Raw genomic sequence first — 15,629 nt, 5'->3', positions numbered from 1 at the left:
GATTTATTTTATAAAAATTTGCTTCGATTAATTGCTCTGTTCCAAAAACTGACCATCTTCTTTAATAATAAATTTTTTATTAGAAAATGGACTTTTTATCGAAATGGAATATCCGGAAGAATAATGCTCTAAAAAAGGTTTTACAATAACTGTATCTATAGCAATAGTCTCTTTAGAAATATCCTTAATTGATTTAGCCCAGGATTTATGAGTTTTATAATAAGATTTTTGCTTTCTGTACAGATTAAACAGCTCCCATTTTATTTTTTCATCTTTCGGAATGCTAAAGTTATCGCTATTTCCAATTTCTTTTGAAGAAAAATAAACATAGGCCCATTTTTCCGGCTCGTGCATATTGATTACTCCTTGCGGCGACCAAACCCAGTTATACTCCGGAAGGAATTTTCCCTTAATATCTTTCTTGCGTTCGTATTTTCTGTTAACAATAGTATGCTGCCAGTTGACTCTTGAGAAATTGACTCTCCAGAAATTATCTCTTGGCACATTGTCTTCTCCATAGGATTTTTGATATACAGCCCATGGAATTGCAATTTCTAAAACCCATCCTTCATCAGTATCCGATGGATTATTGAGGGTTCCGTGGATTTTAACTGCTGATTTTAATCCGCTCATATTCCAATCGTTCAGAACAACATTTTTTTCTCTGTAAGGTTTGCTCAAAAATAAATCCCAGGCAGTATTCAATGCATTAATTTCCAACTCATAATAGTTTTGAGCATCGCCATCAGGATCTATAAAAACCTCAAAATCATTGTTGTAAAAAATAATAGTATCCCGTTGTTTTAGATTTCCCCAAACATGCGGTTCTTCCATTTTTGCCAGTATGTAGTAATACTTCTCATCCCAAAGCATTTTTACTTTGGTATCATATTTGGGTTTAATAATTCCTTCAATATCGATAAAAGAAGTTGTCCATTCTGCTTTATCCCAAGCCGATTCAGAAGCTTCTCCATCAATTACAATTGTTTCAGAAGTTTTATAAGCTACATATTTTTGGGGTATCATTTCGCCATTTGCCTGAGCAAAACCCAGCAAAGAGTAAAAAAACAAAAGCGAAGACATTATTTTACTACTTTCTTGCATCATTTTATAAACTATTATCTTTAGTAAATTGAATCACTTCACTTAGTTTTCCAAAAGCCATTGCTACCACAGTATCAGCTGCACCGTAATAAACAGCTAATTTGTCTTCTTCAGTATCATGTAAAGCAGCACATGGAAAAACCACATTAGGTACATCTCCGGTTTGTTCATAATCTACTGCCGGTCCTAATAAATATGGCTGTGTTCGGTATTTTACAGTATCCGGTTTTTCGGTATCTAAAATAGCTGCTCCCATCGCATAACGGAAACCGTTACAAGTGTTAATTACTCCGTGGTAAATCATCAGCCAGCCTTCTTCAGTTAAAATAGGAATAGGTCCAGCTCCAATTTTGGTACATTGCCAGGCACTGTCTTCAAATGGTGTTGGTTTCATCACTAAACGATGCTCTCCCCAATATTTCATATCCGGGCTAAAGCTTATCCAGATATCCCCAAAAGGAGTATGCCCGTTATCACTGGGGCGGCTTAACATCGCATATTTTCCATCTATTTTTTGCGGAAATAAAACACCGTTTCTGTTAAAAGGCAAATAAGCATTTTCACATTGAAAAAATTCTACGAAATCAAAAGTATAACCAATACCAATTGTTGGACCATTATACCCGTTACACCAAGTAATCCAGTAACGGTCTTCAATAAAAACTACACGAGGATCATATTTATAAGCAGATTCAATCATTTCGGTATTACCGGCCTGCATTACGATAGGCTCATGGTTAATATCCCAATTGATTCCGTCTTTACTGAAACCGGCAAAAATATTCATCTGAACCGCTTTGTTATCACATCTGAAAACACCTGCAAAACCATCTCCAAAAGGAACTACTGCGCTATTGAAAACACTGTTAGAGGATGGAATCGCATAACGGTCAATGATTGGATTATTAGAATATCTCCACATTACATCGTTGCTGTTTTCAGGTTTATCTTGCCAAGGAATAGTGCTCATTTTATTTTTGTTTTAATTATATTGTTTTTGTTTTTCAGCTAGTTGTTTATTTTTCGAACCTTATCTAACCAAGTATATTTTAATATCACAGAGGTTATTAAAAAGATAAGTAATGACACAAACATTTTAGGATAATCTCTAATCAGTAAAAAAATAGGAAGTACAATCATACTGGACTGCCATACAATTCCGACGACACAATTAATCATATCCATTGCAAACTCAGTATTTTTTTCAAAAGCCTGATCTTCTTTTTGCAATAAACTATAAACAGGTTTCCAGAAACCCCAGGGTCTTACATTCGCATAAAAAGATTTTAAAACTTCGGTATCTGTCGGTTTTGTAAAAAAAGTCCCCAATACACAACCTAAGACTGAAAAACTAAAAATTATAGGAAACATATAAATATCCTGCATTTCTGATAAATCATAAAGCCAGGTTCCCACTTCAAAACTCCCTTTACTTTGCCCTAAAATGAATTGTAATGACGCAACAATCAATCCGGCAAACATTCCCCAGAAATACCCCCAGCCGTTAAAACGCCACCACACCCATTTTAGAAAATTAGCAGCTACATAACCACCAAATAAGGCGCTGGTGATCCATAAAGTCAATGAGTTAATCGAATCAGCAAAAAATCCCATGAAAACCCCAAGTCCCACAATAACAAAAGAAGCAATATGACTTATCTTAATGTAATGCTCACTGGTAGCAACGGGCTTAAAGTATTTTTTATAAATATCATTTACGATATACGCAGGTCCTGCATTTACAAAAGCAGAGAAAGTAGACATAAAAGCCGCTAATAATCCGGCTAACAACAAACCTTTGATTCCTACCGGTACGTGGAAATTAATAACTGTAGGTAATAATATTTCTAAATCGGCTCCGCTTAATTTCGGATTGGCAATCATTTGAGGAGCAAGAGTTACTAATGCAATAACTACAATTCCGCCAATTAATAAATACCTTGGAATAAAAAGAATCAAATTAGTGAAACCACTCATATATGCTGCTTCTTTTACCGATTTTGTAGAAAGAATACGTTGTAAATCATAACTTGGTGTAGGACCGGCAATACTGGCAAAGAAACCTTTGAACAAAGACATTCCTACTAATGCTCCAAACATTTTATACCCTTCGGTGTTGATTAATTGATCAAAAGCTTCATATTTTCCTGACCAGTGACTTCCTAATTCCATATCAAAGAAAACATTTTTCCATTCCTCTGTAATAATCGAATTGATCTGAACATCTGTATAATTAATAAGTGTATATCCGGCAACAAGAACACCTGATAAAATCATGATTCCGTATTGCAATACTTCGGTAGCAACTACCGAAAACATACCTCCTTTGATAGTATAAAGAGTAGTCATGAAGATGATAATTAATGCATAGGACTGCTCTGAAGTAAGTAAAATATCTCCATTAAAATGCAAAGCCAAATCCCAGGGTAAAATAACAGTCATAAACTTACCAATTCCTTCAAAGAAATAAGCAATAAAACCTATAGTAGAAATAATTGCAAAAACAGCAACAATAATATGCGATGCTTTTCCTGCTCTGTCATTCCCAAAACGGGTTAAAATCCATTCTGAACCCGTCATTATATTGGAACGTCTTATCCAGACAGCCAGAAACATCATGACAAAAATCTGGTTCCAGATAGGCCATAACCACATAAACATAAAACTTTTAACGCCGTATAAAAACAAAATCCCCACCATCCAGGCTGTTCCTGAAACATCAAACATACCAGAACCGTTACTCAGGCCCAGGTAATACCATTTGATGGAGTTTCCTCCAAGAAAATAATCGTCCAGACCTTTAGAGGCTTTTCTGGAAATCCAGATTCCTATCCCGATAGTAATAAGAATGTAAATTATAATGATACTCAAATCGATGCTGTCCATACTTACTTTTTGTTTTTAATAGTTAAACCCCAATTTTCATTTGGCTTAGATCCCATAACAAAATGCAGTATCCCACCTTGTGTTATTTGTTTGTGCGAAATAGTTGTTTGGTTAAATGGCTTTCCGTTTAATGTTGCCGACTGAATGTAAAAATTGGCTGCCGAAACATTTTCGGCTTCAATTACAAATGTTTTTCCACCTTCAAGTGTAATAGTAGCTTTTTCAAAAATCGGACTTCCTATTTCATATTCTCCCGAAGCAGGGTTCATAGGATAAAATCCTAAAGAGCTGAAAATATACCAGGCCGACATTTGTCCGCAATCTTCATTTCCACTCAGTCCGTCAGGTGTAGTATTGTATTGCGTATCTAAAATATGACGTACCCAATATTGAGTTCTCCAGGGTTTTCCGGCCTTATTAAACAAATAAGCAATATGATGACTTGGTTCATTTCCATGAGCATACTGTCCTATTAATCCCGAAATATCAGCTGAAATATTATTTCCTGTAATCTCTGAACTCTCCGTGAATAATTTTTCTAAACGTTTCGTAAAAATGGCATCACTTCCGTGCAATTTTATAAAATCATCTACATTATGTGGTACAAACCAGCTGTGTTGCCAGGCGTTTCCTTCGGTATAATCAGTATGTTCTCTGTGATTGGAATGTTTAGGATCAAAAGGTTCATTCCATGATTTTCCATCTTCTGATTTTCCTCTCATGAATCCGGTTTTCGAATCAAATAAATATTGATACGCCTTAGAACGATTCAGGAAATAATTATAATCATCCTCTTTGCCCAATGCTTTAGCCATTTGTGCCACACACCAGTCGTCATAAGCATATTCTAAAGTAATGGTTACCGATTCATCCAGTAAATTATAAGGAATGTATCCAAATTGTTTATAGAAATTTAAACCTCGTTCGTTTTGAATCATCGTCGCTTTCATCGCTTCGTATGCTTTTTGGGCATTAAAACCTTTAATTCCTTTTAGATAAGCGTCCACAATTACAGGAATTGAATGATAGCCGGTCATTGTGTTAGTTTCATTTGCAGAAAGTGTCCAGACCGGCAATATTTTTCTGGTTTCGTAATAGGCCAACATGGAGTTAACAATATCGGAAACTTTATCCGGAGCCAGTAAAGTCAATAAGGGATTTTCGGCTCTAAACGTATCCCAAAGTGATAATGTGGAATAAGCTGTATAGTTTTTAGCGGTAATAATGCTGTCGTCTTCTCTTCTGTATTGACCATTTTTATCACTGTAGGTTACCGGTGCTACCTGAGCATGATACATCGCTGTATAAAAAATAGTTTTGAGAGAATCTATTGGAGTTTCAACTTCTATTTTTCCTAAAGAAGTATTCCAGCTATTTATTGCTTCTTTTTTTACACTATCAAAATCAAAGTCATCTGAATCTAAATTATCTTTTGCATTAGCAATACTCACCGATGAAACGGCAACTTTCACTAACAGCTCTTCTGTGTTTTCGGTATCAAAAAAGAACTGAGCCGAAGTTTTTTCTCCTTCAGAAGCGATTCCATCAACAGCTTTGTGATTGTTTGCTAAAAAATATTCGCTTATTGGTTTAGAAAATTTGGCAACAAAAAATACTTTTTGATTTTTAGCCCATCCTGTACTATAACGATATCCGCTTACAGTATGTTTATCTTCAATAGATACTGCTGTTTTTACAGCTTTGTCCCAATTAATTGCATAACCTAAATCCAGAATTACAGCCTGAGGTCCTCCTTTTGAAAAAGTATATTTATGATAAGCTGTACGCTGGTTTGCTGTTAACTCTGCGGTAACTTTGGAATCATTTAAAAATACCTGATAATATCCCGGACTTGCTTTTTCTTTAGCGTGACTAAATGAGGATTTATACGGAACCTCATCTCTCGATTCAGGATTAACCGTCAGATCGATTTTTTTACTAACGGGCATTAACAAAATATCCGCTAAGTCACCAATACCTGTACCGCTTAAATGCAAATGAGAAAAACCTACAATCACAGAATCAGAGTAATGGTATCCTGAACACCAGTCCCAGGCAGAAATCCCATTATCCGGACTTAACTGCACCATCCCAAAAGGAACCGTAACACCAGGATAGGTATGACCATGTCCGCCTGTACCTATAAAAGGATCAACATGATTGAAAAAAACCGGTTCTTTATGCTTATTTTTGTCTTCATTCAGTTTGCAACTGCTGGCTAAAATCAAAAACAAAACAGCTATTTTTAAATCCCTCATATCTATTAATCTTAATTTAACTTTAAATTTAGATAAATTTGATTTCCACCTGAATAATTTTAGACGGATGACACATAAACTTAGTTAAACATCAAAAAAAACTAACAAACACTACATTTTCTTATGCTCTTTAACAATAACAAACTTTACCGACTGCCATTACGATACCATGTGCTTTTCTGGTCAGTGTATTTTATATTTAACACTTTTCGCTGGGGAAGCTATTTTAACGATTATATCTATTCGTTAAAAACAAATCTGCTGGGTTTTCCTATACATATGAGTTTATGTTATCTCAATATTTTGATTTTAATGCCCAATCTGGTTTACAAAAAAAAATACCTTTTATATATAGTCTCCATTTTAGCGGCTATATTCCTTATGGTTCTTGTCAAGTTCAATCTTACTTATTTTTTGATTAACCATAATGTATGGCCGGAAGGACCAGAATACATGGACACTTTTTCGCTGAATTATTGTATTGACATGATGCTGGGCGAACTTTACGTAATCACTTTTGTTACTGCCATTAAAATAACATTTGACTTTTTAAAAGAACAAAAAAGAGTAACCGATCTGGAAAAGTCACAATTAGAAACCGAGCTACTTTTTTTAAAATCACAAATCTCACCTCATTTTTTCTTTAATACCCTCAATAACATTTATTCTTTATCTGTCGAAAAGTCAAATAAAACTCCTAAAGTCGTCATCAAACTTGCTGAATTGATGCGTTACATGCTTTATGAAACAAAAAACAAGAGACAAACGCTTGAAAACGAGATTGTATGCATCCAAAATTATCTGGATTTGGAAAGAATCCGAAATGACGAACGACTAGAAATCGACATGTCTATTTCCGGCGACATCCATGATAAAGAAATAGCCCCTGTGTTATTGCTTACTTTTATTGAAAATGCGTTTAAACACGGCGTTAATAAAAATACCGGAAAAGTAAAGATTACTATCGATTTTAAAATAAAAGACAACATACTGGATTTTAAAGTCAGTAATCCGATGCCTGAAATTACAAAACACAAAGAGAATTTTAAAATGTCTAGCGGAATAGGAATTGAAAACGTAAAAAAAAGACTTGAGCTAGGATACAATAAAAACGATTATAAGCTTTCATTTAAAAATAAAAAGAATATTTTTGTTGTAAGGCTTGTAATTAAGGTGTCTGAACCTGATTAAAGTCCCTTTTATAAGGCTTTACCCCCCTAATTATTTCGTTATAAAAAAATTATTACCAAATGAAAGTAAATTGTTTAATCATAGATGATGAGCCACTAGCTATTAATGTTATTAAAAATCACATAGAACATATTGAAAATTTTGAAGTAATAGAAACCTTCAGTAATTCGATAGAAGGTTTAAATTATTTAAAAAACAATGCTATTGATGTGGTTTTTTTAGATATAAATATGCCGGTTCTGGATGGTATTAATTTTATAAAAAGTTTAGAAAATCCTCCGCTGCTTGTAATAACAAGTGCCTATGATCAATTTGCCATTGAAACTTATGAACTGGATGTATTAGATTATCTGGTAAAACCTATTGAATTTCCAAGGCTGATGAAGGCCATTAATAAAATTAACAAAAGACTCAGTAATACAAATAAAGTTCCGCTGGAGGCAAACAAAGAAAATCCTTTTATTTTTGTCAAAATCGACAAAAAGAGAATGAAGAAAATTTTTCTCAATGAAATCTTAGTAATCGAAAGTTTAAAAGACTATCTGAAAATAAATACTTTAACCGGAAAATATATTATTCACAGTACCTTGTCTGACTTCACCGGTTTATTACCTGAAAAAGATTTTTTAAGAATACACCGTTCTTATACGATTGCTATTGATAAAATTGATGCTGTGGAAGGCAACAGCATTGAAATCGAAGGTCTAAGATATGTTATAGGAAGATCGTATATCGACGAAGTAAAACAGCGAATATTAAATGCATCTATATAATTTTAAAAACTGTAATAAATAAAAAAATGCAATCAATTAAGATTGCATTTTTCATGTAGTAACCCAACCAAAACAAAAGTTACCACCACTTATGTAGTTAAAAGAAAATTAAAAATGATAGCGCTTGAATGCTTCAATAGCAGCATATTCAGCCAAACCTAAATCATTGTATTTTTTTGCCGTAGCCCTGTTTCTGTCTTCAGCTCTTACCCAGAATTCTCTCGAATCATCTCCCTGAAACATTACACCATCTTTTTGAGACTGATGGTAAAAAATAGCATAACGCTTTTTAAGTACCTGATCCGGACTCATCGGTACAGCCATCTCAATTTCATAGGTTTCCCATTCATGCCATGCCCCTCGGTACAACCATACCCAGCAATCATCCATGTAGCTGTTACTTTTTAATCTTTTCAAAGCTTCAAACAAACTATCCAAACATACTTTGTGTGTTCCGTGCGGATCAGCTAAATCTCCGGCTGCATATATCTGATGTGGCTTTACTTTATCGATAAGATTACACATAATATCAATATCAGCATCGGTAAGATTTCCCTTTTTTACAGTTCCTGTTTCATAAAACGGAAGATCTAAAAAATGAACATTTTCATCAGGAACTCCCATGTAGCGGGTGGCGCCTAAGGATTCGCTTCTTCTGATTAATCCTTTTAATTTTCTGACTGCTACAGAGTCAATATCGTTTTTAGACTTATTTTTTAAGAAATCAATAATACTGTCTGATTCTGTTGAAGCTGAATTTAAAACGGTAGAAACTTCAGCAAATTTCAGCGCTTCATCATTAGAAACAGCAATATTTCCAGAAGTCTGATACGCAATATGCACTTCGTGCCCCTGCTCTACCAGCCTGTCAAAAGTTCCTCCCATTGAAATCACATCATCATCAGGATGCGGACTAAAAATGATAATTCTCTTTTTAGCCGGCTCTGAGCGTTCCGGACGATAGGTATCATCTGCATTCGGTTTTCCTCCGGGCCATCCGGTAATCGTATGCTGTAAGGTATTAAACATTTTAATATTCAAATGATAGGCTGTTCCTTCTTCGGCTAATAATCCGGACATTCCATTATCATTATAATCTTTATCTGTCAGCTTTAGAATAGGCTTATTAGTCAGCCCGCTTAACCACACCACGGCTTTCAGTTTCAACTCATCAGTCCAGAGACATGATTTTACTAACCAAGGTGTTTTTACCCTTGTCAGCTCTGATGAAGCTTCTGTATCCAAAACAAAAGTAGTATTGTTATGCTCTTGCAAATATGTCGCAGGTACCTGAGAAGAAATTTCTCCTTCGATAGTCTCCTTAACAATATCCGCTTTACTGATTCCCCATGCCAGAAGCACAATGCGTTTAGCATTCTTTACTGTACCAATTCCCATTGTAATGGCTTTGCGGGGCACATTATCCACACCTAAAAAAGCCGGAGCCGCATCAACACGGGTAATATGATCCAGAGTAATACTTCTTGTAGCCGAATTAACGTGTGATCCCGGCTCATTAAAACCAATATGTCCGGTTCTTCCAATTCCTAATAACTGAAAATCCAAGCCTCCGTAAGAGTTGATTTTCATATCATAATCAATGCAATACTGACGCAGCTCCTCAGCACTTACTTTTCCGTCAGGAATATTAATATTTTCGGCTTTTATATCTACATGATTAAAAAGATGTTCGTGCATAAAATAAAAATAACTCTGAATGTTATCTTTATCCATTGGGTAATACTCGTCTAAGTTAAAGGTAACCACATTTTTAAAACTCAAACCTTCTTCTTTATGCATTCTTACAAGCTCTTCATATACCTTTATTGGTGAAGATCCAGTTGCTAATCCCAAAACACATGGTTCATTTAATTCTTCTTTTCTTTGAATCAAATTAGCTATTTCCTGCGCTACTAACAAAGAGGCTTCTTTAGACGAATCAAAAATTACATTATGAATTTTCTCAAAACGCGTTTCTTCAAACCTACCCGCTTCTTTAAAATTGATATCTTCTTTAATCATTTTTATTGTTGAATTAAATTATTAAGATAAAATTACACATCTTCTGTTCCTGAAAATTAATTATTCGACTAATAACCTATGTGCGTCGGCAAAAAACACAATTAAAAACATCAAGATTATTTTTAATATTCCAGTTATTCTTCTAATACATTTATTTCATTTATTGAAACTGTTTCTCCGCTTCCTATAGCTGATAAAGCTACGAAACGTAAATATCTTGCTTTAACGCTATCAAAAGTTTTAACTTGCTCAATTGGATTATTTTTTATGTTGGAAAATTCTCCCTGAGACTGTTTAGTCCATTTTTTAATATCAGTGCTGGTAAAAAATTCATAATTGGCTATCAAATTAAGATTGTTTCCCAGTTGTTGCGGAAGGTAACTAAAGCCTTTTATGTTTTTCACGCTTCCCATATCAATTGTAATTTCTTGTGGCAATGGATGTTTTTCATTCCCAAAAGCCCAGATAGTTTCAGGATTACCGTCAATAATTCTTTCCGCTGATTGAATATCACCACTGGAAACTGCAATTATTTTCCAATTCTCTTTAGATGCGCTGTATTTTACCGTTGCAACGGCACTGCGGATTCCTTCTGCTTCCTTTCTGGCGATAGCTTTAATGGTTACTGCTTTTTCACAATTAAAAACGCCCTGATATAAGTTGCTTTTTTCCGAAGGGATACTTCCGTCGAGCGTATAATAAATCTGACTTGCTTCTTCGCTTTTTATAGTTATCGCTCCTTTACGATCTCTTTGTATAACCGGCATTTTTACAAAAGTGGGCGCATTATAAGCTTCTATGTTCGAAAGCAGCACACTGGCTTTAGCATCCAGAATATTTATTCTGATAGCAGAAGCAATTACTCTGTCCATTCTTAAAATTCGTTTATAACCAATAGTCGTTTCATTTGCGACTGTCTGCCATTTTCCATCCACTTTCGCTTCAACAGAAAATGCTTTGACCCGTTGCCCCAACTTTATATACTCCTGAAGCACAATTCTGTTAATAGCTGTAGGTTTTTTAAATTGAAATTCAACACTTGCTTTTATAACCTCATCATCAGTTGCCCAATACGTATTTTTATCGCCGTCAATCAGGTTTTTAGCACTAAACCGAGAACTGTTTGCTCTCACATTATCTGCTTTGGTTTTTGTATGGGCTAACAATTCTGTTTTAAAATCTGATTTTATAACAGCCACTAATTCTTTCAGTCTCTGAATATCATTTTGATGAATCAAACCTCTTTGATCCACAGGCAAATTGAGTAAAAGAGTCGCATTTCGGCCTATCGAATTATAATATATATCAACCAGTTCGTCCAGCGACCGTACTTTATCATCTTCAACAGCATGGTAAAACCATCCGGGTCTGATAGAAACATCAGCCTCACCGGGAACCCATTTTTCTCCATCTTCATGACCGGACATATAGTCTGTATAATGTACTTTCCCGGCTAAGTCATCTTTTTGACGTAAAAGACTCCAATTGGTTTTATTAGCATAACCTTCCTCATTTCCTATCCATCTTGCCTCAGAAGGTCCTATTCCCCAAACCAGTGTTTCAGGAGCTATTTTATATATTAACTTATAGGTTTCTTCCCAGTTGTAATATTCTAAAGTATTTATTTTTCTAATTTCATTGGCACCGCCATAATAGCCATCGCCTCCATTAGCCCCGTCAAACCACATTTCAAAAACATCTCCATAATTAGTCAGTAATTCTTTTAACTGATTTCTAAAATAAGTTACATATTCCGGTTTACCATAATCGGCACGACTTCTGTCCCAAGGAGAAAGATACAACCCCAGCTTAAGATTGTATGTTCTGCAGGCTTCCGCCAATTCTTTTACCACATCACCTTTTCCTTGTTTCCACGGAGAGTTTTTCACAGAACGTTCCGTATAAACTGAAGGCCACAAACAAAAACCATCGTGGTGTTTTGCTACTAAAATAATTCCTTTCATTCCGGCCTCTTTAACCGTACGGGCCCATTGTTGTGCATCAAGAGCGGTGGGATTAAAAAGTTGCAGAGATTCGTCTCCATATCCCCATTCTTTATTGGTAAATGTATTTAGAGAAAAATGAATAAAAGCATAAAATTCCATTTCCTGCCAGTCAATTTGTTTTTGCGTAGGCAAAGGACCAAAGGGTTTGGGTTGGTTTTTTAGTTCCTGAGAATTACTAAATTGGATACCTAAAAAAAAGCTTACTATAAAAAAAATATTTCTCATCCGGTTGCTTGTAATGATTTATAAAACAATTTAATTATAAATTTAGAGTTATTTATTATAGCTGGAATCACTATTTCGACCAACAGCTGTTGAAAAAGGAGTTTTGTCATTTTTTCATTAAAAATGGCTTAAAAACCAATTTGAAATGATATTTTTATAAATAAAAAAATGTATGAAAAATCTACTTTTATTTTCCTTCACATTATTATCAATATGCGGATGGAGTCAGACTGCCGAGAATTATTTTGATCAGGCAATGAAAAAATCAAATGCGGGAAACACACAAGGAGCGGTGATGGATTATACTAAAGCCATCAATTTAAAACCTGAGTTTAGCCAGGCTTATTTAAACAGAAGTATGGAAAAACTCAAAATAAATGACCTTGATGGAGCCTTAGCTGATGCTAATAAAACATTAGAACTGCATGATGACAATACGTATGCTTATACAACAAGAGCTAATATTTATTATAAAATGAAGAATTACAAAGCAGCTCTTCAGGATTGTAATATTTGCTATTAAAAACAACACTAGTGATTATGTTGTTTATAATTTAAGAGGATTGGTTTACGACCATCTCAAAGACAAACAAAGTGCCTGCGATGATTTTTCCAGAGCTATGGGATTAGGTAGTGAGAGTGCTGCCAAAAACTTTAAAACTTTTTGTCATTAAAACTAACAAAGCTGCTTCATAAAAATGAAGCAGCTTTTTTTCTTAAAACGGGTTTACTATTATTTTTCAGTGAGTTTCTTTAACTCAGTACCTCCGGGAATTTGCATTTTATCTGTTAAAATTGAAATATCATTTAAATTAAAAAGACCTGTTAATGACATTAAAACCGAACGATTAATCCCATTTGCATCATCATCAATAAACATTAAAAATTCTTTCAGCTGATTACCGGAACGTTTTACATCTATGGTAACTTGTTTTCCATTTTCATTTACTTTCTTTAATTCCTCTAATGCAGCCGTTTTGATATAATTATCAGCAGCATCTCTCATTTTTTGAGCTGCAGCGGTATTAGTAGTTGAATACACTTTTAAATTATCTAAATTTTGAATTAACTTCAAATATTGATGTGTTTCTTTATCAGAAGCATCTACTTTTACTTTACTCATTAACTCGAACATTTTCTTATTTACAATTACGGAAACAATTTCTTCCTGTCCGTCAAACTGATCAAAAACCGTTTGTCCGTAGAATGTTCCGGAAGCAAAGGCAGCTATTAATACAATTAGTATTTTTCTCATTTTCATATCTTTATATTAAAATTTAGGTTCCTATTTAAACTATGCATTACCATTTCTATGCCAAAAAAACAGCACAATTATAACTCTAACGTTAGATAATACGATTTATGCAAAAAATCTATTACTATTTTAACTAAAAAAGCAAATAATAAAACTAAAGATAGTATTTTTACGTTAATAGCCATAATCATTAACAAAATATGAACACTTTGTATAAACACATAATAGCACTGATTATCCCATTTTTGTTTTTGCAAAGTTGTCAGGATAATGATGATACCCTACCGGAACCAACAGCCATGGATGTCAACAATTTTATATGGAGAGGAATGAATTCCATGTACTTATGGCAATCTGAAATTCCTGATTTAGCCGACGACAGATTTACTTCTGGTGCCGAATATGAAAGTTATTTACAAAGCTTTTCTTCTCCGGAAAATTTATTTGAAAGTCTGCTGTATTTTCCTTCCAATCAAAAAAATATCGCTGATAATACTGTCGTAGACCGCTACAGCTGGATTGTTAACGACTATCTTTCACTGGAGCAACAACTACAGGGAACTTCTAAAAACAATGGAGTAGAATATGGTTTGAGTTTAGTTTCTTCAGGAAGCAATCAGGTTATTGGCTACGTACGTTATATAATTCCGGGGTCTGATGCTGCTACAAAAAACATTAAACGTGGTGAAATATTTTATGCGGTAAACGGAACCCGCCTCACACTGACCAATTATCTTAGTTTGCTAAGAAGTGCTGCACTGGATTACACCTTAAATTTTGCCGACCTTACTTATGACAACAATAACAATCCTGTAATTACTCCTAATGGAAAAAGTTTAACATTGACAAAAACGACTTTAGCTGAAAATCCTGTTTTTATCAAAAAAGTCATTAACAATGGAACTCATAAAATTGGCTACTTGATGTACAATGGTTTTTATGACAATTATGATTTAGAACTTAATGATGCTTTTGGGTATTTTAAAACCGAAGGGATAACTGATCTGGTATTGGATTTAAGGTACAATGGCGGAGGTTCTGTACTGACTGCTACCCGATTAGCCAGTATGATTACGGGACAATTTACAGGACAGATTTTTAGCGAATTGGCATACAATAACAAAAAATCTTTTCTCAACAGAAAATACACTTTTACAAGCACTATTGACAAAGCGGGTATCAATGGTTTAAATCTTAACAGAATTTATGTTTTAACGACCAGGAGTACCGCTTCGGCAAGTGAACTCATTATTAACGGTCTGGATCCCTATATCAATGTAATCCAGATAGGAGATAATACCGATGGAAAAAATGTAGCTTCGGTTACTCTTTATGATTCCCCTACTTTTTCAAGAACTAATGCAAATCCTTCTCATCGTTATGCAATGCAGCCTATTGTTGCCCGTTCGGTAAATGCAGCAGGTTTTGGTGATTATTTAGAAGGATTAGTTCCTGAATACCCCTTATTTGAAAGAATTAGTACCATGGGAATTCTTGGCGATCCAAATGAGCCTTTATTAGCTACCGCTATTAGTAAAATTACCGGAACAGCTAAAAATATTCCGCAAAAAACAACAGCTGATTTTCCTTTTATTGATGATTCTAAAACACTACGAGGACTTAATTTGATGTATTTTAGTACAGATAAACAATAATTCACAATCCATTTGAGTTTATAGCAATAAGAACCAACCATTTAAAAATAAACCAAATGAAAAAAGTCGTTTATGTATTGTTGATTGTGACACTAATGGTGTCCTCAGGATTTGAAAAAGCATCAGATACTAAAGCACAGGACAAAATTGCACATTCTATTTCTGAATTTATTTCAAACTTGGAACAATAAAATTTCTATTTTACACCAAACAAAAATCCCATCTGCTTATTTAAAAAGTAGATGGGATTTTTT

Annotated in this window: 12 protein-coding genes; 5 read left to right on the top strand and 7 right to left on the bottom strand. The window is 34.3% G+C overall.

Annotated features, from left to right (window positions below):
* Positions 1–27: 27 nt before the first annotated feature.
* The 4 genes from ACSV4D_RS09655 to ACSV4D_RS09640 are packed head-to-tail and all read right to left on the bottom strand — an operon-like array spanning position 28 to position 6,248.
* Entirely contained in the window at positions 28–1,107 is a 1,080-nt protein-coding gene (locus tag ACSV4D_RS09655; RefSeq protein ID WP_439228122.1) for a carbohydrate-binding family 9-like protein, read from the bottom strand.
* Between the two features lies 1 nt (position 1,108).
* Positions 1,109–2,074, bottom strand: coding sequence for a glycoside hydrolase family 130 protein (locus ACSV4D_RS09650; RefSeq protein ID WP_408082096.1), 966 nt, complete (start codon positions 2,072–2,074; stop codon positions 1,109–1,111).
* A 38-nt stretch (positions 2,075–2,112) separates the two neighbouring features.
* The gene (locus ACSV4D_RS09645; RefSeq protein WP_439228121.1) at positions 2,113–3,990 is read right to left on the bottom strand and encodes a sodium:solute symporter family protein; all 1,878 of its coding nucleotides are present in this window, start codon (positions 3,988–3,990) and stop codon (positions 2,113–2,115) included.
* A gap of 2 nt (positions 3,991–3,992) precedes the next feature.
* A complete protein-coding gene (locus tag ACSV4D_RS09640; RefSeq protein ID WP_439228120.1) occupies positions 3,993–6,248 on the bottom strand; it encodes a GH92 family glycosyl hydrolase in 2,256 nt (751 codons plus the stop codon).
* Positions 6,249–6,371: 123 nt separating this feature from the next.
* Between ACSV4D_RS09640 and ACSV4D_RS09635 the strand changes: the two genes are divergently transcribed.
* Together ACSV4D_RS09635 and ACSV4D_RS09630 are read left to right on the top strand one after the other, a co-directional pair.
* Positions 6,372–7,439: a sensor histidine kinase gene (locus tag ACSV4D_RS09635; RefSeq protein ID WP_439228119.1), complete on the top strand. Its 1,068-nt coding sequence runs from the start codon at positions 6,372–6,374 to the stop codon at positions 7,437–7,439.
* A 59-nt stretch (positions 7,440–7,498) separates the two neighbouring features.
* Complete coding sequence (locus tag ACSV4D_RS09630; RefSeq protein ID WP_408082100.1) at positions 7,499–8,212, top strand: LytR/AlgR family response regulator transcription factor; 714 nt, start codon at positions 7,499–7,501, stop codon at positions 8,210–8,212.
* Between the two features lie 108 nt (positions 8,213–8,320).
* On the opposite strand, the gene nagB is transcribed toward ACSV4D_RS09630, so the two are convergent.
* Positions 8,321–10,234, bottom strand: a complete 1,914-nt coding sequence (nagB, locus tag ACSV4D_RS09625; protein ID WP_408082101.1) for a glucosamine-6-phosphate deaminase — start codon at positions 10,232–10,234, stop codon at positions 8,321–8,323.
* Between the two features lie 134 nt (positions 10,235–10,368).
* Positions 10,369–12,465, bottom strand: coding sequence for an alpha-L-fucosidase (locus ACSV4D_RS09620; protein WP_439228118.1), 2,097 nt, complete (start codon positions 12,463–12,465; stop codon positions 10,369–10,371).
* Between the two features lie 172 nt (positions 12,466–12,637).
* On the opposite strand from ACSV4D_RS09620, the gene ACSV4D_RS09615 reads away from it, so the two are divergent.
* On the top strand, positions 12,638–12,988 hold the full coding sequence (locus ACSV4D_RS09615; protein WP_439228117.1) for a tetratricopeptide repeat protein: 351 nt from the start codon (positions 12,638–12,640) through the stop codon (positions 12,986–12,988).
* Positions 12,989–13,198: 210 nt separating this feature from the next.
* On the opposite strand, the gene ACSV4D_RS09610 is transcribed toward ACSV4D_RS09615, so the two are convergent.
* A complete protein-coding gene (locus tag ACSV4D_RS09610; protein ID WP_439228116.1) occupies positions 13,199–13,720 on the bottom strand; it encodes a DUF4252 domain-containing protein in 522 nt (173 codons plus the stop codon).
* Positions 13,721–13,920: 200 nt separating this feature from the next.
* On the opposite strand from ACSV4D_RS09610, the gene ACSV4D_RS09605 reads away from it, so the two are divergent.
* Together ACSV4D_RS09605 and ACSV4D_RS09600 are read left to right on the top strand one after the other, a co-directional pair.
* Entirely contained in the window at positions 13,921–15,375 is a 1,455-nt protein-coding gene (locus tag ACSV4D_RS09605) for a S41 family peptidase (protein ID WP_439228115.1), read from the top strand.
* Positions 15,376–15,431: 56 nt separating this feature from the next.
* Positions 15,432–15,566, top strand: a complete 135-nt coding sequence (locus tag ACSV4D_RS09600; protein ID WP_439228114.1) for a hypothetical protein — start codon at positions 15,432–15,434, stop codon at positions 15,564–15,566.
* Positions 15,567–15,629 lie beyond the last annotated feature (63 nt).

It is taken from the genome of Flavobacterium sp. ARAG 55.4 (genome assembly GCF_051846875.1).
In the GTDB taxonomy this organism is placed as follows: domain Bacteria; phylum Bacteroidota; class Bacteroidia; order Flavobacteriales; family Flavobacteriaceae; genus Flavobacterium; species Flavobacterium plantiphilum.
The sequence above is the reverse complement of the archived record's forward strand: the minus strand, read 5'-3'. Positions and strand labels throughout refer to the sequence as shown.

What these genes read in the sequence shown, in the direction of transcription:
- ACSV4D_RS09655 (WP_439228122.1), bottom strand. Translation starts at nt 1,107, where the DNA reads ATGATGCAAGAAAGTAGTAAAATAATGTCTTCGCTTTTGTTTTTTTAC.
- ACSV4D_RS09630 (WP_408082100.1), top strand. Translation starts at nt 7,499, where the DNA reads ATGAAAGTAAATTGTTTAATCATAGATGATGAGCCACTAGCTATTAAT.
- ACSV4D_RS09640 (WP_439228120.1), bottom strand. Translation starts at nt 6,248, where the DNA reads ATGAGGGATTTAAAAATAGCTGTTTTGTTTTTGATTTTAGCCAGCAGT.
- ACSV4D_RS09645 (WP_439228121.1), bottom strand. Translation starts at nt 3,990, where the DNA reads ATGGACAGCATCGATTTGAGTATCATTATAATTTACATTCTTATTACT.
- nagB (WP_408082101.1), bottom strand. Translation starts at nt 10,234, where the DNA reads ATGATTAAAGAAGATATCAATTTTAAAGAAGCGGGTAGGTTTGAAGAA.
- ACSV4D_RS09600 (WP_439228114.1), top strand. Translation starts at nt 15,432, where the DNA reads ATGAAAAAAGTCGTTTATGTATTGTTGATTGTGACACTAATGGTGTCC.
- ACSV4D_RS09650 (WP_408082096.1), bottom strand. Translation starts at nt 2,074, where the DNA reads ATGAGCACTATTCCTTGGCAAGATAAACCTGAAAACAGCAACGATGTA.
- ACSV4D_RS09605 (WP_439228115.1), top strand. Translation starts at nt 13,921, where the DNA reads ATGAACACTTTGTATAAACACATAATAGCACTGATTATCCCATTTTTG.
- ACSV4D_RS09615 (WP_439228117.1), top strand. Translation starts at nt 12,638, where the DNA reads ATGAAAAATCTACTTTTATTTTCCTTCACATTATTATCAATATGCGGA.
- ACSV4D_RS09610 (WP_439228116.1), bottom strand. Translation starts at nt 13,720, where the DNA reads ATGAGAAAAATACTAATTGTATTAATAGCTGCCTTTGCTTCCGGAACA.
- ACSV4D_RS09635 (WP_439228119.1), top strand. Translation starts at nt 6,372, where the DNA reads ATGCTCTTTAACAATAACAAACTTTACCGACTGCCATTACGATACCAT.
- ACSV4D_RS09620 (WP_439228118.1), bottom strand. Translation starts at nt 12,465, where the DNA reads ATGAGAAATATTTTTTTTATAGTAAGCTTTTTTTTAGGTATCCAATTT.